The sequence below is a fragment of the Streptomyces sp. NPDC017225 genome (assembly GCF_044331465.1).
Classification (GTDB): domain Bacteria; phylum Actinomycetota; class Actinomycetes; order Streptomycetales; family Streptomycetaceae; genus Streptomyces.
Window position 1 is genome coordinate 50,420 of the sequence record NZ_JBIRNE010000030.1, and the last position, 26,199, is coordinate 76,618.

The following is a 26,199-nucleotide window of genomic DNA, read 5'->3' on the forward strand; positions in this document are numbered from 1 at the left end:
GGCGGCCCGGTCAGGCCTCGGGGTGCGCGGGCGCCTGTCGGGCACCCTCCGCTCGCGCGAGGGCGGCGTCGACGGCCGCGTCCTCCTTGGCCTTGTTGGCGCCACCCTGGGTCTTCACGATCACCCTGATCACGCCGATGAAGAACACGGCCATGACGGCCGGGGGCAGGAGCGCGGAGACGTAGTCCATGGAACCAGGGTAGCCAGCCCGCCTCAGCCGGCGACGAGGTGGTGCCGGGAGCCGGGGACGGGCGGGGCCGGCCTGCGGCGGGGGAAGACCTCGCCCGGGGTGGGGACGGGGCGCCTGGGGGCGGCGGGGACGGGCTGGGGGGCCGGTTTCTGGGCGGGCTTCTGCGCGGGTTTCTTGTCGGGCTGCTGACCGCCGGGGAGAGCGTGGAGGTGGGTGCGCGCGGCGGGCAGAGTGATGGTGACCGCGGTGGACGCCGTGGCCGCCGTGGCCGCTCCGGTCGCGGCGGCCGCCGTGGCCGCCGTGGGCCCGCAGCGGGCGAGGAGGGCGGCCGCCGCGGGGTTGCCGCGCAGGGCTCCGAGGGCGGCGAGGTCGTCCGCGCCCGGCCGGTGTCCGGCACCCAGCGCCTCGTCCAGCAGCGTGAGATAGCCGGTGACGGTGCCGGGGAGGGCGGCGCGGTACCTGGCGAGGTCGGCCACCAGGAAGGCGCGTAGCCGGGCGCTCTCCCGCATCGCCTCGTCGAGCGACCGGGCGAGGCGGAGACAGTCCTGGGCCTCCTCCGCCGAGACGGGGCTGGGGTTCAGGGCGAGGGCGAGGGCGCGCCGGAGCACACGCAGCTCCTGAGCACCGAACGCCATGCCGCCGCGGGATCCGTAGGGCGTGGGCATGCGGCGACGATACGCGCTAATCAGACAAACCTGGCATAGGGGGCGGGTGTGGCGTGGGGGCCACTCGGATGCCCGGGCCTGAGGCGTGAGCATCCGGCCCGGGCATCCGGCGTGGGCGTCCGGCGTGGGCGTCCGGCGGTGGTGCGGGTGGGCGCGTCGGCGGGCCGGGTCGGAGGCGGGCCGGAGGCGGGCCGCTTCGTCCCCGCTCCCGAACCGCCCCGCCCCGCGTCCACCCGTGCCCGTCCGCGTCCGTACACCTACATGCGGGACACGTTCCGCTCGTACACCAGGCGCAGCCCCATCAGCGTCAGCCACGGCTCGTGTTCGTCGATGACCGAGGACTCCCCCAGCACCATCGGCGCCAGTCCGCCCGTCGCGATGACCGTGACGTCGTCCGGGTCGTCGGCCAGCTCGCGGGCCATGCGGTTGACGACCCCGTCGACCTGGCCGGCGAAGCCGTAGACGATGCCGGACTGCATCGCCTCGACCGTGTTCTTGCCGATCACGCTGCGCGGCCGGGCCACCTCGATCTTGCGGAGCTGGGCGCCCTTGACGCCGAGCGCCTCGACCGAGATCTCGATGCCGGGGGCGATGACCCCGCCGATGTACTCCCCGCGCGCGCTGACCGCGTCGAACGTCGTCGCCGTACCGAAGTCCACGACGATCGCCGGGCCGCCGTAGAGCTCCACCGCGGCGACCGCGTTGATGATGCGGTCGGCGCCGACCTCCTTGGGGTGGTCGGTGAGGATCGGCACGCCCGTCTTCACGCCCGGTTCGACGAGGACCGCGGGGACGTCCCCGTAGTAGCGGCGCGTGACCTCGCGCAGTTCGTGCAGGACCGAGGGGACGGTCGCGCAGATGGCGATGCCGTCGATGCCGTCGCCCAGCTCGTCGCCGAGGAGGGGGTGCATGCCCATCAGGCCCTGGAGGAGCACCGCCAGCTCGTCGGCCGTGCGGCGCGAGTCCGTGGAGATGCGCCAGTGTTCGACGATGTCCTCGCCGTCGAAGAGGCCCAGGACGGTGTGTGTGTTGCCTACGTCGATCGTCAGCAGCATGGGATCTACTCCGCCGCTCGCAGGTCCAGGCCGATGTCCAGGATCGGGGAGCTGTGGGTGAGGGCGCCCACGGCCAGGTAGTCGACGCCCGTGGCCGCGTACGCCTTGGCGTTGTCCAGGGCGAGGCGGCCGGACGCCTCCAGGGCGGCTCGGCCGGCGACCAGGGCGACCGCCTCCTCGCACTCGTCCGGGGTGAAGTTGTCCAGGAGGATCAGGTCGGCGCCCGCGTCCACGACCTCGCGGAGCTGGTGCAGGGTGTCGACCTCGACCTCGATGGGGACGTCCGGGAAGCGTTCGCGCACGGCCTGGAAGGCCGCCGCCACGCCGCCCGCGGCCACCACGTGGTTGTCCTTGACCAGGGCCGCGTCCGAGAGGGACATGCGGTGGTTGACGCCGCCGCCGCAGCGGACGGCGAACTTCTCGAGTGAGCGCAGGCCCGGGGTCGTCTTGCGGGTGTCGCGGACCTTGGCCTTCGTGCCGTCCAGGACGTCCGCCCACGCGCGCGTGGCCGTCGCGATGCCCGACATGCGGCACAGGAGGTTCAGCGCGCTGCGCTCGGCGGTGAGGATGTCGCGGGTGCGGGTGGTGACGGAGAGGAGCTTCTGGCCCGCTTCGACGCGGTCGCCGTCCTCGACGTGGCGTTCCACCTCGAACTCGTCCGTGCAGACCACCGACATCACGGCCTCGGCGATCCTGAGGCCCGCCACCACGCCCGCCTCGCGCGCGGTGAAGTCGGCGGTGGCCACGGCCTCCTCGGGGATGGTCGCGACCGTCGTCACGTCCACGCCGCCCGCCAGGTCCTCCTGGATGGCGAGGTTCGCGAGGTCCTCGACCTCCACGGGGTCGAGTCCGGAGTCCAGCATGAGTGCCGCGAGCGCGGGGTCGAGGCCGCACTCCATGAAGGTCTCTTCGTCGGTGTCCGCGCCGCAGGCGCAGCCGTCGCCGCAGCCTCCGGTGGAGGCGAGGGGAAGATCGGGGGTGTTCACTGCTGTCACTGCTCCTGGGGACGGTGCGCCGGCTGGGGGCCATGGGTGGTCGGGGGGAATTCTGGCGTGTCCGTGGTGTGCACGGCGAGGGATCGGTCCGGGTTCAGGCGTACGACGATGTGGCGGCGCCACGTCGTGTCGTCGCGGTCCGCGTGGTCCTCGCGCCAGTGACAGCCGCGGGTCTCCTCGCGCCGCTCCGCCGCGGCGACCAGGACGCGGGCCACGCACAGGAGGTTGGTGGCCTCCCAGGTGTCGACGCCCGGCTCGGACGTCTTGCCGTTCTCGTGCAGGGCTTCGCGGGCCTCGTCGTGCAGGTGGCGCAGCTGGTCGGCGGCCCGGGTGAGGGAGCCGGCCGAGCGCAGGACTCCGGCGCCCTCGGTCATGGTCCGCTGGATCGTGAGGCGGGCCTCGGGCGGCAGGAGGGGGTGGGCCGGGTGGTCGGGGTGCTGGATGGGCGCCGGCACCCGCGCGTGGAGGGTGCCGTCCGCGTGGCCGGCCGCTATGTCCGCGGCGATGCGCTCGGCGTAGACCAGGCCTTCGAGGAGTGAGTTGGAGGCCAGGCGGTTGGCTCCGTGCACGCCGGTGCAGGCGACCTCTCCGCACGCGTACAGGCCGGCGACCGTCGTACGGCCGCGGGCGTCGGTGCGGACGCCGCCGGAGGCGTAGTGGGCGGCCGGGGCGACCGGGACCGGCTCGGTGACCGGGTCGATGCCGTGCGCGCGGCAGGCGGCGAGGATCGTCGGGAAGCGGTGCTCCCACATGTCGGCGCCGAAGTGCCGGGCGTCCAGGTACATGTGCTCGGCGCCCTGCTCCTGCATGCGGCGCGTGATGCCCTTGGCGACGATGTCGCGGGGGGCCAGTTCCGCCAGCTCGTGCTGTCCCACCATGAAGCGCACGCCGTCCGCGTCGACCAGGTGGGCGCCCTCGCCGCGTACCGCCTCCGAGACGAGGGGCTGCTGGCCCTCGGCGTCCGGGCCGAGGAAGAGGACGGTCGGGTGGAACTGGACGAATTCGAGGTCGCTCACCTCCGCGCCCGCGCGCAGGGCGAGCGCGACGCCGTCGCCCGTGGAGACGGACGGGTTCGTCGTCGCCGAGAAGACCTGGCCCATGCCGCCGGTGGCGAGGACGACGGCGGGGGCGTGGACCGCTCCCACGCCGTCGTGCTGGCCCTCGCCCATGACGTGCAGGGTGACGCCGGCGGTGCGGCCGTCGGCGTCCGTGAGGAGGTCCAGGACGAGGGCGTTCTCGATCGTGCGGATCCCGCGCGCGCGGGTGTCCGACGGCATCACGTCGTCGACCGCCTCGACCAGGGCCCGGGAGATCTCCGCACCCGTGGCGTCGCCGCCGGCGTGGGCGATGCGGCGGCGGTGGTGGCCGCCCTCGCGGGTCAGTTCCAGGCCGCCCTCGGCGGACTCGTCGAACCGCGCGCCGGTGGCGATGAGGCGGCGTACGGCGTCGGGGCCCTCGGTGACCAGGGTGCGGACCGCCTCCTCGTCGCACAGGCCCGCGCCGGCGACCAGGGTGTCGTCCAGGTGCTGCTCGGGGGTGTCGCCCTCGCCCAGGGCCGCCGCGATGCCGCCCTGCGCCCAGCGGGTGGAGCCGTCGTCGAGTCGGGCCTTGGTGACCACGACCGTCCGCAGGCCGGCCGCCTCGCAGCGCAGGGCGGTGGTGAGGCCGGCGACGCCGGAGCCGACGACGACCACGTCCGCGGCGATGGCCCAGCCGGGCGCGGGGGCGTGCAGTCGTATGCCTGTGCTGGTCACGAGGCGGCTCCGAACGTTCCGAAGGTGAGGGGGACGTTGTCGATCAGCCGGGTCGCGCCGACCCGGGCGGCGACGGCGAGAACGGCCTCGCCGGTGTGGTCGTCACCGATCTCGGTGAAGTCGGAGGGGTCGACCAGGGCGAGGTAGTCCAGCTCCAGCGGAGGGTCGGCGCGGGCCGCGTCGTCCAGTACGAGGCGGGCGGCGGCCCGGACGGCCGTGGCACTGCCCGGGGCGGACGTGGCGACGGCGTGGGCGTCGGCCGCCGCGCGGGACTCGCCCAGGGCGCTCAGCGCCTCGGCACGCGCCTGGGTGGCGGGCACTTCGCGGGCCCTCGCGCACAGCGCCTCCTGGGCCGCGTGCCGGTCCAGGCCGGCGAACAGCGCCTGGGAGAGCGCGAGGGCGGTGCGCCGCTCCCGGGTCGAGAGGTAGCGGTTGCGGCTGGACAGCGCCAGGCCGTCCTCCTCGCGCACGGTGGGGACGCCGACGATCTCCACGCCGAAGTTCAGGTCGCGGACCATGCGGCGGATCAGGGCGAGCTGCTGGGCGTCCTTCTGGCCGTAGAGGGCCAGGTCGGGGCGGGTGAGGTGGAGCAGCTTGGCGACGACGGTGAGCATGCCGTCGAAGTGGCCGGGACGGGAGGCGCCCTCCAGGCGTTCGCCCATGGGGCCGGCTGTGACGCGTACCTGGGGTTCGCCGCCCGGGTAGACCTCGTCGACGGCAGGGGCGAAGACGGCGTCCGCGCCCGCCCGTCCGGCGATCTCCAGGTCGGCGTCCAGGGTGCGCGGGTAGCGGTCGAGGTCCTCGCCGGCGCCGAACTGCAGCGGGTTGACGAAGACGGTGACGACGACCTCGCCGTCCGGGCCCACGAGGTCGCGGGCCGTGCGGATCAGGGTGGCGTGGCCGGTGTGCAGGGCGCCCATGGTCATCACGACGGCCCGGCGGCCGTGCCGCACGCGCGCGTGCAGCTCGGCGGCGGTGCGCAGCAGGTCGGGCTGGGTGGTGGTCATCGGGCGTCTCCCTCGGTGCCGTCGGTGCCGTCGGTGCCGTCGGGGTCATCGGTGCCGTCAGGGTCATCGGTGCCGGTGGTGCTGTCAGTGCGGTCGGTACTGTCGGTATCGGTGGCGCGGGTGGTGCCTTCGGGGCCGGCCGTCCCGCTCGTCCCGCCCGTCCCGTCGGCGAGTACCACGAGCAGGTCCTCGGCGAGTTCGGCTTTCAGCAGCCCGTGGTCCAGCGCCCGGTCGGCGGTCGCGCGGGCCATCGCGAGATAGCCGGCGACGGCCTGCGGGGCGTGCGCGCGCAGCTCCACGATGTGCGCGGCGACCGTGCCCGCGTCCCCGCGCGCGACGGGGCCGGTGAGGGCCGCGTCGCCGGAGCGCAGGGCGTTGTCCAGGGAGGCGCCCAGCAGCGGGCCCAGCATCCGGTCGGGAGCCTCGACACCCGCCGTGCGCAGCAGCTCCATGGACTGTGCGACCAGGGTGACCAGGTGGTTGGCGCCGAGGGCCAGCGCCGCGTGGTACAGCGGGCGCTTGTCCTCCGCGATCCACTCCGGCTCGCCGCCCATCTCGATGACCAGTGCCTCGGCGGCCAGCCGCAGTTCCTCGGGCGCGGTGACGCCGAAGGAGCAGCCGGCCAGGCGCTGGACGTCCACGGGGGCGCCGGTGAAGGTCATCGCCGGGTGCAGGGCCAGCGGCAGGGCGCCGGCCCGCAGCGCCGGGTCCAGGACCCTCGCGCCGTACCGCCCGGAGGTGTGCACGAGCAGTTGGCCAGGCCGCACCGACCCGGTCTCGGCGAGCCCCGTCACCAGGCCGGGCAGGGCGTCGTCGGGGACCGTCAGCAGGACCAGCTCGGCGCGCTGGAGGACCTCGGCGGGCGACACGAGCGGCACGTCCGGGAGCAGCTCCGCGGCACGCCGTCTGGAGGCGTCGGAGACCCCGGAGACGGCCACCGGGCGGTGTCCGGCGAGCTGGAGTGACGCGGCCAGCGCGGGGCCCACGCGTCCGGCGCCGACGACGCCTACGGTGAGCCGCGCGGGGCGGTCCTTGGGGTCTGGCTGTGGGGTTGTGTTCACGCGACGGCGGCCTTCCCGTTCCAGTCCGCTCGGGGTACCGGACGATTTCTCGTCATGTTAACGCGATTGGTTCGGGGCACGTCCGGTTGTCCACAGGCTGTGGGTCTCCGCGAGACGGCGCGGCACACCCGCACGCGCGTGGTGCACGGTGCGGGGAAACCCACGTGCCCGCTCCGACATCCGCAAGGCATGATCCAGGCATGAGCGATACGGCGGAGAAGGCGGACCAGCCCGAGCAGGCGGACCGGCCGGGGCAGGCGGATCCGCCGGAGGAGCGGAGCCGGCGGCTTCGGGAACGGCGCGTGGCCGCCCACCGCGACGCCCGGCGCGTACTCGCCAGGCCCGGGTTCAGTACGACGCTGCGCGAGCGGCTCGCCCTGCTGGACGGGGCCGACGAGCTGTACGACCTCGACGAGCCGTCCGACATGTACGGCAACGGCGTGGTGGAGGCCCTGGAGGAGAAGGTCGCCGCCCTGGTCGGCACCGAGGCCGCGGCCTTCTTCCCGACCGGCACCATGGCCCAGCAGGTGGCGCTGCGCTGCTGGGCGGGCCGTACCGGCGGCCCGGTCGTCGCGCTGCACGGGCTCAGCCATCCGGAGATGCACGAGCGCGACGCCTTCAGCCTGGTCAGCGGCTTGCGCCCGGTACGGGTGACCAGCGAGCCCCGGCTGCCGACCGCCGCCGAGGTGCGCGACTTCGAGGAGCCGTTCGGGGCACTGATGCTGGAGCTGCCGCTCAGGGAGGCCGGTTTCGTCCTGCCCACCTGGGAGGAGCTCACCGAGGTCGTCGAGGCCGCCCGGGAGCGCGACGCGGTGGTCCACTTCGACGGGGCCCGCCTGTGGGAGACCACCGTCCACTTCGGCCGTCCCCTGGCCGAGATCGCGGGCCTCGCGGACAGCGTGTACCTCTCGTTCTACAAGTCCCTCAAGGGATACGGCGGTGCGGCTCTGGCGGGCCCCCGGACGCTGATCGAGGAGGCGAAGGCCTGGCGGCACCGGTACGGCGGCGCGGTGTTCCAGCAGTTCCCGACGGTGCTGTCGGCACTGGCCGGCCTGGAGCGCGAGCTGCCCCGGCTGCCGGAGTACGTGACCCACGCGCGCGTGGTGGCCGCCGCGCTGCGGGAGGGCTTCGCGGCGGCCGGACTGCCGTGGGCGCGGGTACACCCCGAGGTGCCGCACACCCACGAGTTCCAGGTCTGGCTGCCGTACGACGCCGATGTCGTCAGAGAGGCCGCCGTCCGGCAGAGCGAGGAGACGGGGACCATGCTCTTCTCCCGGGGGTGGGACACACCGGGACCCGGGCTCGCCGTCACCGAGGTCGGGGTGGAGGAGGCGGGCCTTCGGTTGACGGCGGACGACGTGAAGACGGCGGTCGCCGACTTCGTCGCCAGGCTGGAGGACTGACCGGCCGCGCGGTCGGCCCTCCGGTCGGCTCTCGGGCCGGCTCTCCGGTCGTCCGCCCGGTCAGCCGCCCGGTCGGCCGAGGGCGCGGGGCCACAGGGACCACCACCGGCGCAGGACCCGCCGTACCCGGCCGTGCGCCGGACGGCCTGCGAGTACGGCCCCGAACCGGCGCCGCTCGTGCCACTCGCGTACGGCCCGCCGGTCGTGGGTGCCGGGCGCGGGCGGTGCGGGCTCGCCGAGCTGCCGGGCGCGGTAGGTGTCGAGGAGGTACTGCTGGGTGATGCTCATGGCGGGTCGCCTTCTCAGCCTTTTCGATGAGCGGGGGTGGAGGGTGGTGGACCGGGCTCCGCGGCTGCCCCGGTGCCTCCAGACTGCTCCGGTACGGCCCTGCCGTCGCGCCGATTGACGGCGGGCGTCAATCGGCGGCGGCGTTGTCAGTGGCGGGGTGCACCATGAGGTCATGAGCGTGCGCATCGACATCGCGGGGCTGCGGCCGGAGAGGGTCGTCGTCGTGCCCTCGCCCCTGGCCGAGCTGGGCATGGCACTGCACGCCCTGTCCGAGCCGGGGCACCACCCGGGACTGCGGGGCTGGGCGACGGGCGTGACCGCCCGGCTCGACTCGCATCTGGCCGACCGGATGTGCGAGGCCGACTTCCTGTGGCGGACCACGTTCTCGGACCTGTTCATGCCGTTCGCCGGTGTCCCGGGCCGCAGCACCCTGCCCGGCGCCACCCTCGCCGAGGATCTGGACCTGCTCGACAAGCTGTCCGACGAGCAGTTCGTGGACGCGGCGCTGGAGTTCACCTGCGCCCTGCCCTACAGCACCGGCGGGGCCTCCGCGCTCGCGGACACCGAGGTGCGCCGCCGCGCGCTGGACCTGGCCGCCGCGCGCGGACCGCAGCAGCTGCGTTTCAGCGAGCGGCTGCTGGCCGATCCGCCGCGGATCCGGGGCTGGCTGCGGCAGTTCGCGCGCGACTGCGACGAGGCGTTCTTCGCGGAGGCCTGGTCGCGGCTGCGCCACCAGCTCGCGGCGGACGCCCGCCACAAGACGGACCTGCTGCATCGCAAAGGTCTCGCCGAGGCGCTGGCCGCCGTGTCACCGGCGGTGTCGCTGGACGAGAGCGCCGCGCGGATCACCGTCGACAAGCTGGGCGACGGCCGTTCGGCGACGGCGGACGGCGGCCTTCTGCTGGTGCCGACGAGCCTGGGCTGGCCGCATCTGATGGTCCTGCACCGGCACGGCTGGCAGCCGGTGCTGCACTACCCGGTCGCCTCCCCCGAGCTGGCCTCGCCGCCTTCGGTCGAGCAGCTCACCCTGCGGATGACCGCGCTGTCCCACCCGGTCCGGATGCGGATCTGCCGTCATCTGGCCCGCAGCGCGTACACCACGAGCGAGCTGGCGCAGGCGCACGGCATGACGGCCCCGGAGATATCCCGGCACCTGGGGGTGCTGAAGAAGGCGGGCCTGATCACCACCCGCCGCCGGGGGCGGTACGTCCTGCACCAGCTGGACGTGACGGTGGTGGCCAGGCTGGGCAGCGACTTCCTGGAGGGGATACTGCGTTGAACCGACCACCGACCGCCATCGGTCACCGACCGGTCATCGGTCACCTGCCGGTCATCGGTCACCGACCGGCCAGGTCACCGGCCGCCGGACCACCGCGGGCCGACCTCGGCCGACCGCGGACCAGCGCCGGCCGATCGCTCGACCACCGTGGGAGCACCCTCAGTCGAACCGGATGTGACGCAGCCCCACGCCCGCCTGCCGCAGCCGTGTCCGCAGTGTGCCCTCGTTGTTGGGCATGAGGGTGAGGCCCGCGAGTACGGCGATCCGGTCCGCGGTCTTCGGGACGGTCGCGTGGTCCGTCCACAGGTGCTCGGCGAACTCCGGTCGGCCGAGCCGCTCCAGACAGTGGTCGAGCTGCCCCACCGCCCAGCTCTCGCGGCGCAGTCCGGCGTCCTTCCCGGCGACGTACCGCAGGACGTGCCCGAAGCCGCGCGCGTGCAGCCGCCGCAGGACGGTCTCGCGTTCGGCGAGGAGGGTGAAGTGGCGGACGTCGTGACCACGTTCGCGCAGCCGTCCGACGGTCTCGGCGAAGTGACCGGGATCGGTGACCGTCATGGGGGCGATCACCACACCGTCGTGCTTGGCGAGGGCGAGGTCGAGGACCTCCACCACGCCCTGCCGCCAGGCCGCCAGGTCCCGGAAGTCCGCCCGCAGCTCGGGCGGCAGCGTGCGGCGCAGGCCGAAGCCGACGTGCTCGGGGTCGCAGACGACGCTGCCCGGGAGCCGACGCCGTATCTCGTGTGCGGTCTGTGTCTTGCCGCCCCCGAAGGGGCCGTTGATCCACAGGAGCATGCACGTGACCCTACCGAGACGGCACCCGACACGGCACCCGTCGCGGGACCCGATGCGGTGCCCTGTCCGGGACCCGTCGGGGCACTGTCGCGGGCCCCTGTCCGATCCGTCAGCCCTGTCCGCCGCCGGCCCGCACCAGCCCGGTCTCGTAGGCCAGGACCACCACCTGCACCCGGTCCCGCAGCCCGAGCTTGGTCAGGATGCGGCCCACGTGTGTCTTCACGGTCGCCTCGGAGAGCACGAGCCGAGCCGCGATCTCCCTGTTGGACAGGCCCTGCGCGACCAGCACCATCACCTCGCGCTCGCGCTCGGTGAGCCGCTGGAGCTCCTTGTGCCGGGGCTCCTGGCCGGTGGCCGGCAGCATCGGCGCGAACCGGTCCAGGAGCCTGCGGGTGGTCGAGGGGGCGACCACCGCGTCACCGCTGTGCACGGAGCGGATCGCGGCGAGCAGCTCGCCGGGCGGCACGTCCTTGAGCATGAAACCGGAGGCACCCGCCTTCAGCGCCGAGAAGGCGTACTCGTCGAGGTCGAAGGTGGTCAGGATCAGCACCTTCGGCGCGTTCGGGTCGACACAGATCCGGCCGGTGGTCTCGACGCCGTCGAGCTTGGGCATGCGGACGTCCATCAGGACGACGTCCACGGCGGTCGAGCGCAGGACCCGGAGCGCCTCGACGCCGTCGCCCGCCTCCGCGACGACCTCCATGTCCGGCTGGGCCGCGAGCACCATCCGGAACCCGGTGCGCAGCAGCGCCTGGTCGTCGACGAGCATTACGCGGATCGCCATCGGGCCTCTTCCTTACAGGTGTCAACGCGGTACGTGCCTAGGGCACGGGTGTCAGTGTGCGGGCTTCAGCGGCAGCAGCACGCTGATGCGGAATCCTCCGCCCTGCCGCGGCCCCGCGTCCAGGGTGCCGCCGACCATGCCGACCCGCTCGCGCATGCCGATCAGGCCGTGGCCCTGACCGTCGAGGCCGCCCTCCTCGTACAGCTCGTGCGGGGCGCCCTTGCCGTCGTCCTCGACGAGCAGCCCGAGCCCGTCGTCGAAGTAGACCAGCCGCACGCTCGCACCCGTGTTCGGCCCTCCGTGCTTGCGGGTGTTGGTCAGTGCCTCCTGCACGATGCGGTACGCGGTGAGCTCGACGCCGCTGGGCAGCTGACGCGGGGTGCCCTCGACCTTGAAGTCGACGGGCAGCCCGGAGCCGCGGCACTCCTCGACGAGGTCCTCGATCTGCTGGACGTCGGGCTGCGGGACGTACTCGCCGGCCTCCTGGTGCTCTCCGGTGCGCAGCACGCCGAGCAGCCGGCGCATCTCCGCGAGCGCCTGGCGGCCGGTGGAGGAAATGGTCTCCAGGGCGTTCTTCGCCTGGTCGGGGGCGGCGTCCAGGACGTAGGCGGCGCCGTCGGCCTGCACCACCATCACGGAGACGTTGTGCGCGACGACGTCGTGCAGTTCGCGCGCGATACGGGCCCGCTCGGCGGCGACGGCGACCTTGGCCTGTGCCTCGCGCTCCTTCTCCAGCCGAGCGGCCCGCTCCTCCAGCTGCGCGAAGTAGGCGCGGCGGGTGCGGATGGAGTCGCCGAGCACCCAGGCGAGGGCGAAGGGCACCGCCTGGAAGACCATTATGGCGATGTTGTTCGCCATCCCGGTGCCTTCCATGGGCCAGCGCAGCTGGGCGACGGGCGCGGCGCACAGCCCCATGGCCAGCGCGGTCCGGGAGGCCCAGCGGGCGCCGGTCGCGGCCACGGTGTAGACGATCACCAGAAGGGCGAAGTCGGCCGGCATGGTCTGCACATCCAGCACCAGCTGTCCCAGGCCCAGGGCGGCGGCCAGCAGCAGCATCTTCTCCGGCATCCGCCGGCGCAGCGCGATCACCACGCACAGCAGCAGGACGAAGGGAACGATCAACGCCGTCGTGTCCGTCCCCCGGGCCTCCTGCTGCGGGGCCACGGACATGACGGAGATTCCGAGCAGGACAAGGGCCCAGAAACAGTCGACCCCGGCCGGGTGTCTGCGGAGGAAATCGTAGAGGCGCTGCACGTAACCCAGCGTAGGGAAGTGGGATAGGTGCAGGGGTCAACCGGAGGGCCGATCCGTATCGCCCGCGCGTACTCCGCAAGGTGGAGGCTTGGTTCTCCTGTGCGCCTAGCCTGGGCCTGTGACACGAGGGACAGCAGGGACCAGAGGGCCTTCAGAGGTGGATGAGGTCTGGCGGGGCTGGAGGGAAGCCTGCCAGGAAGCGCTCTACGGACCGGCCGGGTTCTATCGCGGGTCCGGTGCGGGGCCGGCCGCGCACTTCCGAACGTCCGTGCACGCGTCGCCGCTGTTCGCCGGGGCCGTGGCACGGCTGTTGTGCCGGGTCGACGAGGCGCTGGGGCGGCCCGCGGCACTGGACTTCGTTGACATGGCGGCCGGGCGGGGCGAACTGGCCGCCGGGGTGCTGGCCGCGCTGCCCGCCGTCGTGGCCGCCCGCACGCGCGTGTACGCCGTCGAGGTCGCGGGCCGCCCCGAGGGGCTGGACCACCGGATCGAGTGGCTCGCCGAGCCGCCGCACGGGGTGACGGGGCTGCTGTTCGCCAACGAGTGGCTGGACAACGTGCCGCTGGAGGTGGCGGAGGTGGACGCCACGGGCGTGGCGCGGCGGGTGCTCGTCCGGGACGACGGGACCGAGCGGCTCGGGGAGCCGGTGACCGGAGCGGAGGCCGAGTGGCTGGCGCGATGGTGGCCGCTGCCCGGCGAGGAGGGGCTGCGGGCCGAGATCGGGCTCCCGCGGGACGCCGCCTGGGCGTCCGCCGTGGCGGCCCTGGACAGGGGTCTCGCCGTGGCCGCCGACTACGCGCACACCGTGGACGCCCGCCCGCCGTTCGGGACGCTCACCGGCTTCCGGGAGGGGCGGGAGACGTCACCGGTGCCGGACGGGTCGTGCGACATCACCGCGCATGTCGCGCTGGACGCGTGCGCGGCGGCCCACAGCGCGAGGCGCGCGACGGCCGACAGGACGAGTGCGGCGGACCACAGCGCGAGGTGCGCTCCGGAGTGCACGCCCCCTGATGCGCTGATGCGCCCCCAGCGGGAGGCTCTGCGCGCCCTCGGGGTGACCGGCGCACGCCCTCCGCTCGCGCTGGCCTCCACCGACCCGGCGGCGTACGTACGCGCCCTGGCGGGCGCCTCGGAGGCCGCCGAGCTGATCGCGCCGGGCGGGCTCGGTGGGCTGGGCGACTTCGTGTGGCTGCTCCAGCCGGTGGGCGCCGTCGACGCCGCCGCGCTACTTGTCGATGTCCCCGACCACGAAGAACAGTGACCCCAGGATCGCCACCATGTCCGAGACCAGCGTCCCGGGCAGCAGCTCCGCCAGCGCCTGGATGTTGTTGTACGACGCCGAGCGCAGCTTCAGCCGGTACGGGGTCTTCTCGCCCTTGCTGACCAGGTAGTAGCCGTTGATGCCGAGCGGGTTCTCGGTCCACGCGTACGTGTGGCCCTCGGGTGCCTTCAGCACCTTCGGGAGCCGCTGGTTGATCGGCCCGGGCGGCAGCTCGGCCAGGCGGTCCAGACAGGCGTCGGCGAGGTCGAGGGCGTTGTGCGTCTGCGCCAGGAGGCACTCGAAGCGGGCGAGGCAGTCGCCGTCGGTGCGGGTGACGACCTTCAGGGTGTCCTGGAGTTCGCCGTAGGCGAGGTACGGCTCGTCGCGGCGCAGGTCGAAGTCGACGCCGGAGGCGCGGGCGATCGGGCCGCTGACCCCGTAGGCGTGCACGGCCTCGGGGCTCAGAACGCCCACCCCGCGCGTGCGCCCGCGGAAGATCTCGTTGCCGAGCACCAGGTCGTCGAAGACGTCCATGCGCGAGCGCACGGCCTCGACGGCACCGCGCGCGCGGGTGGCCCAGCCGGCCGGCACGTCCTCCTTGAGACCGCCGACGCGGTTGAACATGTAGTGCATACGCCCGCCGGAGACCTCCTCCATGACGTTCTGGAGGACCTCCCGTTCCCGGAAGGCGTAGAAGACCGGGGTGATGCCGCCCAGCTCCAGTGGGTACGACCCCAGGAACATCAGGTGGTTCAGCACCCGGTTCAGCTCCGCGAGCAGCGTCCGCGTCCACACCGCGCGCGTGGGGACCTCCATGCCGAGCATCCGCTCCACGGCGAGGACCACGCCCAGCTCGTTGGAGAACGCCGACAGCCAGTCGTGGCGGTTGGCGAGCACGATGATCTGACGGTAGTCCCGGGCCTCGAACAGCTTCTCCGCGCCGCGGTGCATGTAGCCGATCACCGGCTCCGCGCTCACGACGCGCTCGCCGTCCAGGACGATCCGCAGCCGCAGCACGCCGTGCGTGGACGGATGCTGGGGCCCGATGTTGAGCACCATGTCGGTGCTCTCCGCGGCGCCGCCGATGCCGACCGTGGTCTCCGTCGTAGGAGTCATGCGCACAGTCTCCCCTACGTACGCTGATCTCATGGAGACGGGGAGCCCTGACGACACGGGCACGGCGGGCGCGGCGAAGGCGGCTCAGGCATCGCGGGACGAACCGGCGTGGACGGGGCTGCCGCCCGGTCTGCTGCGGATGCGACGGCTGTTGCTGGTGGTGTGGGTGGGCCTGCTCACGCTCGCCGCGGGCGTGCTGCCCTGGCTGTTCCTGGGGCCCTTCTGGGCCGCCCTGGCCCTGTTGCCGCTGGCTCTCATGGCGTGGGGCTGGGTGATGCTGGAGCGCAACTGGCGCTCCTGGCGGTACGCCGAGCGCGCCGACGACCTGCTGATCAGCCGGGGCGTGCTGTGGCGGGAGGCGACCGTCGTCCCGTACGGGCGGATGCAACTGGTAGAGGTGACCTCCGGGCCGGTCGAGCGCCACTTCGGCCTGGCCAGCGTGCAACTGCACACGGCCGCCGCCGCGACCGACGCGACCATCCCGGGCCTCGACCCGGCCGAGGCGGAACGCCTCCGCGACCGGCTCACCGAGCTGGGCGAAGCCCGATCGGCGGGGCTGTGACGACGCCCGGGGCGGAGAACGGGCCGCCGGAGAACGGGCCGCCGGGACACGGCGCGCCGGCACACGGCCCTCGGAAGTCCGGTGACGGCGTGCCCGCAGCCGGGGGCGGCACGACCGCAGCCGGGGACGGCGCGACCGGAGCCGTGGCCAAGGACGGTGTGGCTGGGACGGGGAGCGGCGTGGCTCGGTCCGGAGACGGCGCTGCCCGGCCCGGGCCCGGTGTCATCGAGCGGCGATTGCACCCCATAACGCCGTTGCGGCGCGCCTGGGCCCCGGTCGCCGTACTGGTCGGTTGGGCCGTGCACGACCCCGACCAGGCACAGCGCCAGCTGTCGCGTCTGACCACGACCACGCTGCTGGTCGGAGTCGCCGTACTGATACCGGCCGCCGCCCTGTACGGCTTCCTGACCTGGTGGTTCACTCACTTCGCGGTGACCGACACCGAGCTGCGCATCCGTACCGGACTGCTGTTCCGGCGCACCGCGCACATCCGGCTCGAACGGGTCCAGGCCGTCGACGTCACCCAGCCGCTGCTCGCCCGCGTCGTGGGGGTCGCCAAGCTCAAACTCGACGTCATAGGAACCGGCAAGAAGGACGAACTGGCCTTCCTGGGCGCTGACGAGGCACGTGCGCTGCGGGCCGAGCTGCTCGCGCGCGCGGCCGGCCTCGCGCCCGAGACGGCGGCCGAGGTCGGCGAGGCGCCGTCCCGGCAGCTGCTGCGCGTGCCGCCCGGCGTACTCGCCGTCTCGCTGCTGCTGACCGGCGCGACCTGGGGCACGCTGATCGCCGCCCTCGTCGTACCGACGCTGCTGTGGCTGGCCACCCACAACCTGTGGACGGTGCTGGCGACCGCGCTGCCCCTGCTGGGCGCCGCGGGCGCGAGCGGCGCGGGCAGGTTCGTCGGGGAGTACGACTGGACGGTGGCCGAGTCCCCGGACGGGCTGCGCCTCGACCACGGACTGCTGGACCGCGCGCACGAGACGGTGCCGCCGGGCCGGGTGCAGACGGTGCGGATCGTGGAGCCGTTGCTGTGGCGGCGGCGCGGCTGGGTGCGGGTGGAGCTGGACGTGGCCGGTTCGTCGAACTCCGTGCTCCTGCCGGTCGCCCCGCGTGAGATCGCCGAGTCGGTCGTCGCCCGCGTACTGCCCGGGGTGAGGGTGCCGACGGCCGCGGAGCTGTCCCGCCCGCCGCGGCGGGCCGCGCGCTGCCGGCCGCTGTGGTGGCGCGGCTACGGTCTCGCCGTCACCGACACGGTGTTCGCCGCACGGTACGGGCTGCTGCGCCGCAGCCTGGCGCTGGTGCCGCACGCCAAGGTGCAGAGCGTCCGCCGCACGCAGGGTCCCTGGCAGCGGGCGCTGCGGCTGGCCGACGTACGGGTGGACACGGGGGCGAACAAGACCGTGACCGCGCGGCTGCGCGACGCCGACGAGGCGGCGGAGCTGCTGCGGGCGCAGGCGGAACGGTCCCGGACCGGACGGCGGGACGCACTGCCGGACCGGTGGATGGCCTGATCCCGCCGGCCGCCGCCTGCCGCCGACGCCTGCCGGTACGCACCGGCAGGCGTCAGGACACCGCGCTGCGCAGGCCCTGCACGTCGATCTGCTCCGTCTCGTCGTGGGCCGTCAGGTCGATCACCTGGCCCACCCCCCGGGACTCCTCGCCGGCCGGCTTGAAGGCGGCCTCCGCCTCGGCCTTGTGCACCGCGAGGGCCTCCTGGCCGACCACGTCGGCGAGGTCCTCGTTCTGAACGGTCTCCAGGGTGTCGGGCGACGACGCCCCGTCCTCCGCGTTCTTCGTGCCGAAGAAGTCGAAGTCGCCCTCGACCACCGGACGCCGCGCCGAAGCCGTCGGTACGACGGCCACCGCGGTCGGCACCGTGAAGTGGCCGGTGGTCTGCCGGGTGGGCTGGTCGGGACGGTCGGCCTGGTCGGGACGGTCGGCCTGGTCGGCCTGGTACGGCTGCGCGGGGCGCTCTCCGGACTGCTCGGACTGGGTCGTCGGAGAGGCGGCGGCGGTGCGCTCGTGCCCGTCGGCCGCCTCGGGCTTCCCCTGCCCCTTCCCCTCGCCCTGCCCCTGGGCCTCGTCCTCCCGCGCGGCCTCGGGCGCCCCCGCGCTCTCACCGCCGCCGTCGCCACCACCGTCTCCGTCGTCGCCGTTCCCGTCGTCGCCGTTCCCGTCGTCGCCCCCGTCGGAGTCACCGGAGTCGCCGGAGCCGTCGGTGCCGTCCGAGTCGCTGCCGTCCGGGCCCGCGGGCGCGCCCTCGTCGAGCCGCGCCAGTGCCGCGTTCGCCCGCAGGAACAGCCGGGAGCCCGCGGGAGAGAAGACGGCGGGAATCTCCTCGGCACTCTCCGTGTGCTCCCCGCTCTCCGCCTTCTCCGCGCTCTCCGCCTTCTCCGCGCTCTCGGTGGTCCCCTCGGCGATCTCATCGGTGGCGGTCGAAGGGCCTTCTGCCCGGGTCTCCTCCGCCGGGGCCGGTCGCGCCGCCGGCAGCGCGGGCGCCTGCGGCACGGCCTCGATCTCCAGCAGGCGGCGGCCCTCCAGCGCGCTGGCGCGCTCGGTCTCCGCCGTGGCGTAGCGCCGCAACAGGGCGGCGTGCTCGTTGCGCAGTCCCGCCAGCTCCGTGCGCTTCGCCCGCAGCCGGTGCTCCAGTTTCACGCGCAGCTCGCGCGACTCCTCGAGGTCGGACTCCAGTTCGGCGACCCGTTCCTCGTAACGCCACTCGTCGCTCGCACGCGCGCGCGTGAGGTCGGCGACGCGCCTGCCGGCCTGAGTGTCCCAGTGACGCATGACGACCGCGCCGACGACGGCCGTCACCGCGGCGGCCGCGGCCAGGACACGCAGGATCAGCGCTTCGCTGAACACCCAGGGGCCGAGCGCGCAGACGACGGAGACGCCTGCGATCGCCGACGGAGGAAGCAGCCTGTGCAGGGGCGGGGAATGGCGGTGACGTCCACGTGGCATGGCCAGAAACTTACCGCGCGTAGGCGAATCTTGGCGCCCCGCCCCGTAAAAACACTCCCGTCTCAGATGTGTTCACACGACATCACAAATCCACATACCCATCGACGGGGGAATTACTTCAAGATCATTTCAACGGCTCCCCGCCATCTCCCGCCGATCCGTCCGTCACTCCGTCCGCCGGACCACCCACCGGACCACCCACCGGATCGCCTGCCGGATCGCCTGCCGAACCGCCTGTGGGGCTGTCCGCCTGGCCTCCCGCCCGGTCGCTCCCCGGGCCGTCGAGCCGGCCGCCGAGCCACTGGAGCGTCGCGGGAATCTCGCGGCGCCAGGTATTGAAGTTGTGCCCGCCGCTTTCCAGAATGATCGACGAGATACGCGTCGGCTTCCTGTCCTTCACGCGCTCGATGAACTTCAGCGTGTCCTTGTAGTTCGTCTCGCCGGACTTGCTGCTGGTGACGAGCAGTGAAGTGCGGGGCGCGGGCATGTTCTTGAGATACCACCACAGGTCGGCCCTCTTCCTCCGTCCCTCGTCGCCCTGGAAGAGGTCGCCCGTGGTGGGGTCGCTGGGCGCGTCGTAGTACGCGGAGAGGCCGGCTCCGGCGGCGTACACGTCGGGGTGGTGCAGGGCGAGTTTCAGGGCGCAGTAACCGCCGGTCGAGTTGCCCACGACGCCCCAGCTTCCCGGCCCCCGGTGCACGCGGTAGTGGGCGCTCACGGCCTGCGGGAGATCCTTCGCGAAGAACGTCTCCGTCCGCGGGCCACCCGGCACGTCCACGCACTCCGTGTCGCGCGGTGGTGCCACCGTGGGCCTCAGCATCACCAGGATCATCGGCCGCATCCGGCCGGCCCTGGCCAGGTCGAGCGCCGTGCGCGGATAGCGGAGCTTGTCCACCAGCGCCTCGGCCGTCCCCGGGTAACCGGTCAGGACGACGGCCGCGGGGAACGTACGGCCACGGTGCCGCTCCTGGAAGTACTCCGGCGGCAGGTAGACGTACGCGGGCGTCGCGATGCGCGTCGTACGGCCGACGACCCGTATCTCCTGGATCCGGCCGGCGGCCTCCGGTCGCGTCCCGCCCGCCTGGGTGACCCGCCGGTCACCGACGACCCGGAGGGCACCGCCGGCGCCGTCGGCCGGGTGGCCGGCCGAGTGGTCGACGACCACGCCCTGGCCGTTCTCCCGGCCGAACAGGTCGGCCCAGCTGCCGTAGAAGCCGAAGGACCGGTTGGCGACCAGTCCCACCGCGGCGAAGACCGCCAACTGGGTGGCGAGCAGCAGGCCCACCCGTCCGATGACGGCCCGCCAGGTCCGCCGGGCCAGCCGTGGCCACAACCACACCGTGCCGGCGAACAGCAGCACACCGGACAGGACCGCCAGCGCCAGCACCTTGTTGCTCGTGAGACCCATGCGTCGCTACCCGCCTGCGCTTTCCGTGTGTCCGTTCGGGCTGTCCGACCGGGGGAGTGAACCTCTGCCGCCAACACACCGTCCTAGAGGGCGCAATGTCGCCGGATGCCCGAAACGGGCCCGGATCCACGGTCTCTCGCAGAACTACAGGTGCGATGTCTGTCAGGACAGATGAGGAAATGTCGGGCCGGGTTCCGACGAAGCCCACCAGCGGACATCGAGTGCCGCGCGGCCCTCGTCCGGAGGCCGTGCCCCTCCTCGTCGGCCGCGCCTGCGCGCTCGTCGGCCTGCTGGACATCGCAGCCGGTGTCTTCCCCCGGTTCCGGCACAGCCGTATGCACGCCCTCGCCGAGGTACTGCCCGGCGCGTTCGGACCGTTCGCGGCGGCGCTCTCGCTCGGCGCCGGGGTGCTGTTGCTGCTGCTCGCCCACGGACTGAAGCGCCGCAAACGCCGTGCGTGGCGGGCGGCCGTGGCCCTGCTGCCGCTCGGCGCCGTCGCGCAGTTCACCTACCGGCACTCGCTCACCGGGGTGCTGATCCCGGTCGCGCTGCTCTGGCTCCTGCTGCGGCACCGGGACCAGTTCGCGGCCCTGCCCGACCCGCGCAGCCGGTGGCGAGCACTCGCCAACCTCGTACTGATGGGTGCCGGTTCCCTCGTCCTCGGGCTGGGCGTCGTCAACGCCCACCCCCGCCACATCGTCGGCGAGCCGAGCCTGGCCGACCGCCTCACCCATGTCCTGTACGGCCTGTTCGGAGTCGAGGGCCCGGTCGACTACCGGGGCACCACCTCCTGGACGGTGGCCTTCTCCCTCGGCGCCCTCGGCCTGCTCACCGCCGTCACCACCGTCTACCTGGCCTTCCGCCCCGAACATCCCGCCGCGCGTCTCACCGAGGACGACGAGGCCCGGCTGCGCGCCCTGCTGGCCAAGCAGGGCGGCCGGGACTCCCTCGGACACTTCGCGCTGCGCCGCGACAAGGCCGTGGTCTTCTCCCCCAGCGGCAAGGCCGCGGTCACCTACCGCGTCGTCTCCGGCGTCATGCTCGCCAGCGGCGACCCGATCGGCGACGTCGAGGCCTGGCCGGGCGCCATCGAGCGCTTCATGGACGAGGCCCGCGCCCACTCCTGGACACCCGCCGTCATGGGCTGCTCCGAGACCGGTGGCGAGGTGTGGACCCGCGAGACCGGGCTCGACGCCCTCGAACTGGGCGACGAGGCGGTGGTGGACGTCGCGGATTTCTCCCTGGCCGGCCGCTCGATGCGCAACGTGCGCCAGATGGTCAAGCGCATCGAGCGCGCCGGTTACGAGACCCGCGTACGGCGCGTGGCTGACCTCGGCGACGCCGAACTGGACCGCGTCCGCCGCGCCGCCGACGCCTGGCGCGGCACCGACAACGAGCGCGGCTTCTCCATGGCGCTGGGCCGCGTCGGTGATCCCGCCGACGGGGACTGCCTGATCGCCACCGCGCACCGGGCGGACGAGCGACCGGGTGAGTACGGCGACCTGAGGGCGATCCTGCACTTCGTCCCGTGGGGCACCGACGGCGTGTCCCTGGACCTGATGCGCCGCGACCGCTCGGCCGACCCCGGCATGAACGAGCTGCTGATCGTGGCAGCGCTCCAGGCCGCGCCGAAGCTGGGCATCGCGCGCCTCTCGCTGAACTTCGCCATGTTCCGCGCGGCGCTCGCGCGCGGCGAGAAGATCGGTGCGGGCCCGGTGCTGCGGGCCTGGCGCGGACTGCTGGTCTTCCTGTCCCGGTGGTTCCAGATCGAGTCCCTGTACAAGTTCAACGCCAAGTTCCGCCCCCGCTGGGAACCGCGCTTCGTCGTCTACCGCGCCTCCGCCGACCTGCCCCGCATCGGCTTCGCCGCCATGCAGGCCGAGGGCTTCGTCACGCTCGCGCTGCCGCTGCCGCGGTTCCTGCGCCGCCGGGCGCCCTCGCAACGACCGTGCCCGCACCGGGTGACCGAGCCGGGGGCGCGGGCGGCGTGACCGCCGGTGCCGCGCCTGCACGGTGTCGAGAGCCCCAGGCGTTCGCGGACACCGCTCGACGAGCCCCGGGGTGCGTGGCAGCGGGGGCGGGCGGCACCGCCCGGCGCCCCGGACGCCTCCAGACCGCCCCGGACGCCTCCAGGCCGCCACGGACGCCCCCGGGCCTCCACGGATGCCCCCGGCCCGCCGCAGGCGCCCCGCCAACTGCGCCTACGCTGAACACATGAGCAAGCAGACCGGCCGCCGCCACCTCGCGGGACTGACCGTATGGGACCGCTGCGCGGTCATGGGGGTCGTCAACGTCACCCCCGACTCCTTCTCCGACGGCGGCCGCTTCTTCGACACCACGGCCGCCATCAAGCACGGCCTCGACCTGGTCGCCCAGGGCGCCGACCTGGTGGACGTCGGTGGCGAGTCCACCCGTCCCGGCGCGTCCCGCGTCGACGAGGACGAGGAGCTCAGGCGGGTGGTCCCGGTCGTGCGCGGTCTGGCCTCCGAAGGCGTCACGATCTCCGTCGACACGATGCGCGCCTCGGTCGCCGAGCAGGCTCTCGCGGCCGGTGCCGCCCTGGTCAACGACGTCAGCGGCGGTCTCGCCGACCCCCGGATGATCCCGGTCGTCGCCGACGCCGACGCGCCCTTCGTCGTCATGCACTGGCGCGGCCTCCTGGAGGGCGGCAACGTCAGGGGCACCTACGACGACGTGGTCACCGAGGTCATGGACGAGCTCCGCGCGCGCGTGGAGGCGGTTGTCGCGGGCGGTGTCGCCCCCGACCGCGTCGTCGTCGATCCCGGCCTCGGCTTCTCGAAGGACGCCGAGCACGACCTCGTACTCCTGGCCCACCTGGACCGTCTGCTCGGCCTCGGCCATCCGCTGCTCGTCGCCGCCTCCCGCAAGCGGTTCCTCGGCCGGGTACTCGCCGGACCGGGCGCCGCCCCGCCTCCCGCGCGCGAGCGCGACGCGGCCACCGCCGCCGTCTCCGCGCTCGCGGCGCACGCCGGCGCGTGGGCCGTACGCGTGCACGAGGTGCGCGCCACAGCCGACGCCGTACGGGTCGCGCGCGCCGTCGAAGGAGCACGCACAACGGACCAGAGCACACGCCGGGACACAGGCCGATCCCCAGGCACAGATACAGGCACAGATACAGGCGCAGGCACAGGCACCCGCCAGGACACCGGCACGGAAGGCCCCCGGTGAACGCCCCCCACATCGACGTCGAACAGGTCGAGGCCGCCAACACCGCCTTCTACGAGGCACTGGAGCAGGGCGACTTCGAGAAGGTGTCCGAGTCCTGGCTCACCCCGTCCGACCTGGGCGTCGACGAGTCGTACCACGACCCGGCGGACGCCGGCGTGGTCTCCTGCGTGCATCCCGGCTGGCCGGTGCTGACCGGCCGCGGCGAGGTCCTCCGCTCCTACGCGCTGATCATGGCGAACACCGACTACATCCAGTTCTTCCTCACCGACGTGCACGTCTCCGTGACCGGCGACACCGCCCTGGTGACCTGCACCGAGAACATCCTCAGCGGCGGCCCCGCCCCCGAGGGCGGCGACGAGCTGGGCCCGCTCGTCGGCCAGCTCGTGGTCGCCACCAACGCGTTCCGGCGCACGCCCTCCGGCTGGAAACTCTGGTCGCACCACGCCTCCCCCGTGCTCGCCGAGACCGATGACGAGGACGGCGAGGACACACCTCCCTGACCCGCGGGACCATGAAGTGGTTGGAATCACGGACCGGCGGGTATAGGCGGCTACCAACCCGTGATCCACCGGGGCCGCCAGGGCGAACACCGGGTGAATCCTCCTGGCGTGCGCCCGCCCCCACACCCCCCGTGGCCCGGCACTGCCGGTGCTCGCGGGTAGATTCGACTGAAGCCGGTGTACCGCCCGCACGCGGTACGGACCGGCCGAGACCGACGACTGCAGGAGTGATTCGCGTGGATCGTGTCGCGCTGCGCGGCCTGAAGGCCCGCGGGCACCACGGTGTGTTCCCCAAGGAACGCGAGGACGGCCAGACCTTCCTCGTGGACATCGTCCTGGGCCTGGACACCCGACCGGCCGCGGCCGACGACGACCTGGCGAAGACCGTGCACTACGGCATCGTGGCCGAGGAGGTCGTGGCCGTGGTCGAGGGCGAGCCCGTCAACCTGGTCGAGACGCTCGCCGAGCGCATCGCCCAGGTCTGTCTGAAACACGAAGGGGTCGAGGAGGTCGAGGTCTGCGTCCACAAGCCGGACGCGCCGATCACCGTCCCCTTCGACGACGTGACCGTCACCATCATCCGGAGCCGTGTATGAGCGCCCCCTTCACCAAAGGTCCGAGCGACCCGACCGTACAGCCGGTGCCCGCCTCCGTCATCGAGCAGGTCGACGCCGCCGACACCACGCTGTCCAACCCCAAGCGCGCGGTGATCGCCCTCGGCGCCAACCTCGGCAACCGCCTGGAGACCCTCCAGGGCGCCATCGACGCCCTGGAGGACACCCCGGGCGTGCGCGTCAAAGGGGTCTCGCCGGTGTACGAGACGGAGCCGTGGGGCGTCGACCCCGACAGCCAGCCCTCGTACTTCAACGCGGTCGTGATCCTCAAGACCACCCTGCCCCCGTCCTCCCTGCTGGAGCGGGCGCACGCCGTCGAGGAGGCCTTCCACCGCGTCCGCGACGAGCGCTGGGGCCCGCGCACACTCGACGTCGACATCGTCGCCTACGCCGAGGTCGTCTCCGACGACCCGCAGCTCACGCTCCCCCACCCGCGCGCCCACGAACGCGCCTTCGTGCTCGCCCCCTGGCACGACGTGGACCCCGGGGCCCAGCTGCCGGGACACGGTCCGGTGGCCGACCTCCTGGCCTCCGTCACCCGGGAGGGCGTCGCGCCCCGCGCCGACCTGGAACTCCGGCTGCCCGAGTAGTCGTTAAGGTCGACAAGGTCAGGACGACCACGCAGGGGAACCGAAGGGACACCGGGACACCGTGAAAGAGTTGCGCATCAGGGTGCTGGCCGGCGTGTTCGTCGTCGCGGGGATCCTGTCCTGGGCGGGCGCCCGCCTGTGGAACTCGATCGGGAGCCTCCCGAGCGTCCCTCTGGCCGCCCCCGTCGTGCTCGCCCTGATCGCCGTGATCCTGCTGGCCACGGCGCTCTCGCTCCGTACCCGCCTGAAGGCCCAGCGGGACCGGGTCCAGGGCGCCAAGGGCGTCGACCCGATGATGGCGGCACGCGCGGTCGTCTTCGGCCAGGCCAGCGCGCTGGTGGCGGCCCTCGTCGCCGGGATGTACGGCGGCATGGGCGTCTTCCTTCTGGAGTACCTCGACGTCCCGGCCCGCCGCGACCAGGCGTTCTACGCCGGCTTCTCGGTCGTGGCGGGCATCGGCGTCATAGCGGCCGCGATCTTCCTGGAGCGCGTCTGCAAGCTCCCTGAGGACGACGACGAGGACACCCCGGGCGCTGCCTCGGCAGCCTGACCCGTCGCCCCCCTGCCCCCACCGCGACACCGGCCCGGGGCGCCACCCATCCGCAAAAGGGACGCTCGTCGGCGGAGTCACGTCCGTCGGCAACGTAACGCCCGACGGCAGAGGCACACTCATCGGCGAAATGACGCCCGCCGGCAGAGTCACGCCCGTCGGCGCCGGCCCGTCGGGCTTCGTCCGGCGTCAGCGCGCCATGATCAGGCTCATCGCCTCGTTGCGCGTGGCGACGTCGCGCAGCTGGCCGCGCACCGCCGAGGTGATGGTCTTCGCGCCGGGCTTGCGGATGCCGCGCATCGACATGCACATGTGCTCGCACTCCACGACGACGATCACGCCGCGCGGCTCGAGGATCTCCATCAGGGAGTCCGCGACCTGCGTGGTGAGACGTTCCTGCACCTGCGGGCGGCGGGCGTAGACGTCCACGAGCCGGGCCAGCTTGGACAGGCCGGTGATCTTGCCGTTGGTGGACGGGATGTAGCCGACGTGCGCCACGCCGCGGAACGGCACCAGGTGATGCTCACAGGTCGAGAACACCTCGATGTCCTTCACCAGGACCATCTCGTCGTGCCCGAGGTCGAACGTCGTCGTCAGCACATCCCCGGGCTCCTGCCACAGACCCGCGAATATCTCCTTGTACGCCCGCGCCACCCGCCCGGGCGTCTCCCTCAGACCCTCGCGGTCCGGGTCCTCGCCGACCGCGATGAGCAGCTCGCGTACGGCGTTCTCGGCCCGCTTCTCGTCGAACTCGCCGATCTGGCCCTCGCCGTCCAGCGTCACGGGGTCGGTCATCTGGTGCCTCGTTCCTGTCCTGTCCTGCGGTCGGCATACATTCCGGGCCTGGTGGGGCCGCCGGGAGTGGCTGGGTCAGCTCTCCGGACGGTCCTCCGGGGCTCGTTCCGGAGCCGGGGCCGGCGC

26 protein-coding genes are annotated in these 26,199 nt (G+C 73.3%); 11 read left to right on the forward strand and 15 right to left on the reverse strand.

What is annotated here, in order from left to right; genetic code table 11:
• Positions 1–10: 10 nt before the first annotated feature.
• The 7 genes from ACH4NX_RS35845 to ACH4NX_RS35875 all read right to left on the reverse strand — a co-directional run bounded on the left by ACH4NX_RS35845 (position 11) and on the right by ACH4NX_RS35875 (position 6,727).
• The gene (locus ACH4NX_RS35845; protein WP_279564289.1) at positions 11–190 is read right to left on the reverse strand and encodes a hypothetical protein; all 180 of its coding nucleotides are present in this window, start codon (positions 188–190) and stop codon (positions 11–13) included.
• A gap of 23 nt (positions 191–213) precedes the next feature.
• A complete protein-coding gene (locus ACH4NX_RS35850) occupies positions 214–855 on the reverse strand; it encodes a hypothetical protein (RefSeq protein ID WP_398130123.1) in 642 nt (213 codons plus the stop codon).
• A gap of 257 nt (positions 856–1,112) precedes the next feature.
• Positions 1,113–1,910 carry a type III pantothenate kinase gene (locus tag ACH4NX_RS35855; RefSeq protein WP_003975453.1) on the reverse strand — a complete coding sequence of 266 codons (798 nt, stop codon included), beginning with the start codon at positions 1,908–1,910 and terminating at the stop codon, positions 1,113–1,115.
• Between the two features lie 5 nt (positions 1,911–1,915).
• Positions 1,916–2,896: a carboxylating nicotinate-nucleotide diphosphorylase gene (gene nadC, locus ACH4NX_RS35860; RefSeq protein ID WP_351387711.1), complete on the reverse strand. Its 981-nt coding sequence runs from the start codon at positions 2,894–2,896 to the stop codon at positions 1,916–1,918.
• A 5-nt stretch (positions 2,897–2,901) separates the two neighbouring features.
• Positions 2,902–4,659, reverse strand: coding sequence for an L-aspartate oxidase (locus ACH4NX_RS35865; RefSeq protein ID WP_398130124.1), 1,758 nt, complete (start codon positions 4,657–4,659; stop codon positions 2,902–2,904).
• Entirely contained in the window at positions 4,656–5,666 is a 1,011-nt protein-coding gene (gene panC, locus ACH4NX_RS35870) for a pantoate--beta-alanine ligase (RefSeq protein ID WP_398130125.1), read from the reverse strand. The genes ACH4NX_RS35865 and panC overlap by 4 nt, the downstream gene beginning before the upstream one ends.
• Positions 5,663–6,727 (reverse strand): Rossmann-like and DUF2520 domain-containing protein, encoded by a 1,065-nt coding sequence (locus ACH4NX_RS35875; RefSeq protein WP_398130126.1) that lies wholly within the window; start codon positions 6,725–6,727, stop codon positions 5,663–5,665. The genes panC and ACH4NX_RS35875 overlap by 4 nt, the downstream gene beginning before the upstream one ends.
• 200 nt (positions 6,728–6,927) lie before the next feature.
• Here ACH4NX_RS35875 and ACH4NX_RS35880 point away from each other — a divergent pair, with 200 nt between their 5' ends.
• The gene (locus tag ACH4NX_RS35880) at positions 6,928–8,130 is read left to right on the forward strand and encodes a threonine aldolase family protein (RefSeq protein WP_398130127.1); all 1,203 of its coding nucleotides are present in this window, start codon (positions 6,928–6,930) and stop codon (positions 8,128–8,130) included.
• A gap of 60 nt (positions 8,131–8,190) precedes the next feature.
• On the opposite strand, the gene ACH4NX_RS35885 is transcribed toward ACH4NX_RS35880, so the two are convergent.
• Positions 8,191–8,418: a hypothetical protein gene (locus ACH4NX_RS35885; protein WP_398130128.1), complete on the reverse strand. Its 228-nt coding sequence runs from the start codon at positions 8,416–8,418 to the stop codon at positions 8,191–8,193.
• 172 nt (positions 8,419–8,590) lie between these two features.
• Between ACH4NX_RS35885 and ACH4NX_RS35890 the strand changes: the two genes are divergently transcribed.
• Entirely contained in the window at positions 8,591–9,697 is a 1,107-nt protein-coding gene (locus ACH4NX_RS35890; RefSeq protein WP_398130129.1) for a DUF5937 family protein, read from the forward strand.
• A 159-nt stretch (positions 9,698–9,856) separates the two neighbouring features.
• On the opposite strand, the gene ACH4NX_RS35895 is transcribed toward ACH4NX_RS35890, so the two are convergent.
• From ACH4NX_RS35895 to ACH4NX_RS35905, 3 genes are all read right to left on the reverse strand, one after another.
• Positions 9,857–10,489 (reverse strand): AAA family ATPase, encoded by a 633-nt coding sequence (locus ACH4NX_RS35895; protein ID WP_398130130.1) that lies wholly within the window; start codon positions 10,487–10,489, stop codon positions 9,857–9,859.
• 109 nt (positions 10,490–10,598) lie between these two features.
• Positions 10,599–11,273, reverse strand: coding sequence for a response regulator transcription factor (locus ACH4NX_RS35900; protein ID WP_351386764.1), 675 nt, complete (start codon positions 11,271–11,273; stop codon positions 10,599–10,601).
• 51 nt (positions 11,274–11,324) lie between these two features.
• Positions 11,325–12,527 carry a sensor histidine kinase gene (locus tag ACH4NX_RS35905; RefSeq protein WP_351386767.1) on the reverse strand — a complete coding sequence of 401 codons (1,203 nt, stop codon included), beginning with the start codon at positions 12,525–12,527 and terminating at the stop codon, positions 11,325–11,327.
• A gap of 118 nt (positions 12,528–12,645) precedes the next feature.
• Between ACH4NX_RS35905 and ACH4NX_RS35910 the strand changes: the two genes are divergently transcribed.
• Positions 12,646–13,788 (forward strand): SAM-dependent methyltransferase, encoded by a 1,143-nt coding sequence (locus ACH4NX_RS35910; protein ID WP_351386769.1) that lies wholly within the window; start codon positions 12,646–12,648, stop codon positions 13,786–13,788.
• Here ACH4NX_RS35910 and ACH4NX_RS35915 read toward each other — a convergent pair.
• The gene (locus tag ACH4NX_RS35915; RefSeq protein ID WP_351386772.1) at positions 13,753–14,904 is read right to left on the reverse strand and encodes an NADH-quinone oxidoreductase subunit D; all 1,152 of its coding nucleotides are present in this window, start codon (positions 14,902–14,904) and stop codon (positions 13,753–13,755) included. The two genes, ACH4NX_RS35910 and ACH4NX_RS35915, sit on opposite strands and share 36 nt — an antisense overlap.
• Before the next feature lie 31 nt (positions 14,905–14,935).
• Here ACH4NX_RS35915 and ACH4NX_RS35920 point away from each other — a divergent pair, with 31 nt between their 5' ends.
• A complete protein-coding gene (locus ACH4NX_RS35920) occupies positions 14,936–15,466 on the forward strand; it encodes a PH domain-containing protein (protein ID WP_351386774.1) in 531 nt (176 codons plus the stop codon).
• A gap of 179 nt (positions 15,467–15,645) precedes the next feature.
• The gene (locus ACH4NX_RS35925) at positions 15,646–16,977 is read left to right on the forward strand and encodes a PH domain-containing protein (protein ID WP_351386777.1); all 1,332 of its coding nucleotides are present in this window, start codon (positions 15,646–15,648) and stop codon (positions 16,975–16,977) included.
• Between the two features lie 52 nt (positions 16,978–17,029).
• Here the strand turns inward: ACH4NX_RS35925 and ACH4NX_RS35930 are convergent, their stop codons facing one another.
• Positions 17,030–18,427 (reverse strand): hypothetical protein, encoded by a 1,398-nt coding sequence (locus ACH4NX_RS35930; RefSeq protein WP_398130131.1) that lies wholly within the window; start codon positions 18,425–18,427, stop codon positions 17,030–17,032.
• A gap of 124 nt (positions 18,428–18,551) precedes the next feature.
• Positions 18,552–19,835, reverse strand: coding sequence for an alpha/beta hydrolase (locus tag ACH4NX_RS35935; RefSeq protein ID WP_398130132.1), 1,284 nt, complete (start codon positions 19,833–19,835; stop codon positions 18,552–18,554).
• Positions 19,836–20,014: 179 nt separating this feature from the next.
• Here ACH4NX_RS35935 and ACH4NX_RS35940 point away from each other — a divergent pair, with 179 nt between their 5' ends.
• The 6 genes from ACH4NX_RS35940 (at position 20,015) to ACH4NX_RS35965 (ending at position 25,278) form a co-directional block, all read left to right on the forward strand.
• A complete protein-coding gene (locus ACH4NX_RS35940; protein ID WP_398130133.1) occupies positions 20,015–21,826 on the forward strand; it encodes a phosphatidylglycerol lysyltransferase domain-containing protein in 1,812 nt (603 codons plus the stop codon).
• Between the two features lie 223 nt (positions 21,827–22,049).
• Positions 22,050–23,024 carry a dihydropteroate synthase gene (gene folP / locus ACH4NX_RS35945; RefSeq protein WP_398130134.1) on the forward strand — a complete coding sequence of 325 codons (975 nt, stop codon included), beginning with the start codon at positions 22,050–22,052 and terminating at the stop codon, positions 23,022–23,024.
• Positions 23,021–23,524 carry a nuclear transport factor 2 family protein gene (locus ACH4NX_RS35950; RefSeq protein WP_351386787.1) on the forward strand — a complete coding sequence of 168 codons (504 nt, stop codon included), beginning with the start codon at positions 23,021–23,023 and terminating at the stop codon, positions 23,522–23,524. Before folP ends, ACH4NX_RS35950 begins: the two co-directional genes overlap by 4 nt.
• 236 nt (positions 23,525–23,760) lie before the next feature.
• The gene (gene folB / locus ACH4NX_RS35955; RefSeq protein WP_011028954.1) at positions 23,761–24,120 is read left to right on the forward strand and encodes a dihydroneopterin aldolase; all 360 of its coding nucleotides are present in this window, start codon (positions 23,761–23,763) and stop codon (positions 24,118–24,120) included.
• A complete protein-coding gene (gene folK / locus ACH4NX_RS35960) occupies positions 24,117–24,728 on the forward strand; it encodes a 2-amino-4-hydroxy-6-hydroxymethyldihydropteridine diphosphokinase (RefSeq protein WP_398130135.1) in 612 nt (203 codons plus the stop codon). Before folB ends, folK begins: the two co-directional genes overlap by 4 nt.
• Positions 24,729–24,789: 61 nt before the next feature.
• A complete protein-coding gene (locus ACH4NX_RS35965; RefSeq protein ID WP_351386792.1) occupies positions 24,790–25,278 on the forward strand; it encodes a DUF3180 domain-containing protein in 489 nt (162 codons plus the stop codon).
• Positions 25,279–25,467: 189 nt separating this feature from the next.
• Here the strand turns inward: ACH4NX_RS35965 and folE are convergent, their stop codons facing one another.
• Entirely contained in the window at positions 25,468–26,073 is a 606-nt protein-coding gene (gene folE, locus ACH4NX_RS35970; RefSeq protein ID WP_351386795.1) for a GTP cyclohydrolase I FolE, read from the reverse strand.
• Positions 26,074–26,199: the final 126 nt, after the last annotated feature.